This is a genomic window from Nocardiopsis chromatogenes YIM 90109 (genome assembly GCF_000341185.1).
GTDB classification, from domain to species: Bacteria; Actinomycetota; Actinomycetes; order Streptosporangiales; family Streptosporangiaceae; genus Nocardiopsis_A; species Nocardiopsis_A chromatogenes.
In genome coordinates this window covers 1-737 of sequence record NZ_ANBH01000410.1, presented here as the reverse complement: position 1 = coordinate 737, position 737 = coordinate 1, and the positions used below count along the sequence as shown (strand labels likewise).

The window sequence follows — 737 nt, the reverse complement described above, 5'->3', positions numbered from 1 at the left end:
GGCGGCCGCCGCCGCGCCGCTGGAGGCGGCCGAGTGGCCGCCCTCCGGTGCCGCCGCGGTGCCGGAGGAGGAGGTGCGGTCCGCGCTGGAGGGGCCGGACGGCGTCCCCGCGTCCGGGGACGTGACGGGGCTCTGGCGCGACGGCGACGTGCTGTACGCGACGGTGCGGCTGCCGGAGCAGGCGGCCGACGGGGGCTTCGGCCTGCACCCGGCGCTGCTCGAGGCGGCCCTGAGCCCGCTCACCGCCACCGCCTCCGGACCGCCCGCCGAGTGGGACGGGGTGCAGCTCCACGCGGTCGGGGCCACGGTGCTGCACGTGCGCCTGGCCACCGGCGGCGAGCGGGGCGCGTCCGTCCACGCCGCCGACGCCGCCGGGCGGCCGGTGCTGACCGCCGAGGCGGTGCGCCCCCGGCCGCTCCCCCCGGCGGCGGAGAACACCGAGGTCCGGGAATCCCTGCTGGACGTTGCCTGGACGCCGGTCGAGCTGCCGCCTCCGGTGCAGGGGGCGTGGGGGTTCGTCGAGGACGAGATCCCCTATGAGGCCGACACCCTCCTGTTCGAACCGGTGCGGCCCGGGGACGGCCCGGTGGCCGCCGCGCACGCGGCCGCCGAGCGCACGTTGGACCTGCTGCAGCGCTGGCTGCCGCTGAGCGAGGACGTCCGCCTCGCCGTGCTGACCCGGGGCGCGGTGTACTCCGGGGACCCGGACCCCGCCGCCGCGGCGGTGTGGGGGCTGG

1 protein-coding gene is annotated in these 737 nt (G+C 79.8%); it reads left to right on the top strand.

Going from position 1 to position 737, the window contains the following annotated elements:
- Window positions 1-737, top strand: a 737-nt coding sequence (locus tag D476_RS39885) for a polyketide synthase dehydratase domain-containing protein (protein WP_040729034.1), incomplete at both ends; no start/stop codon positions are given.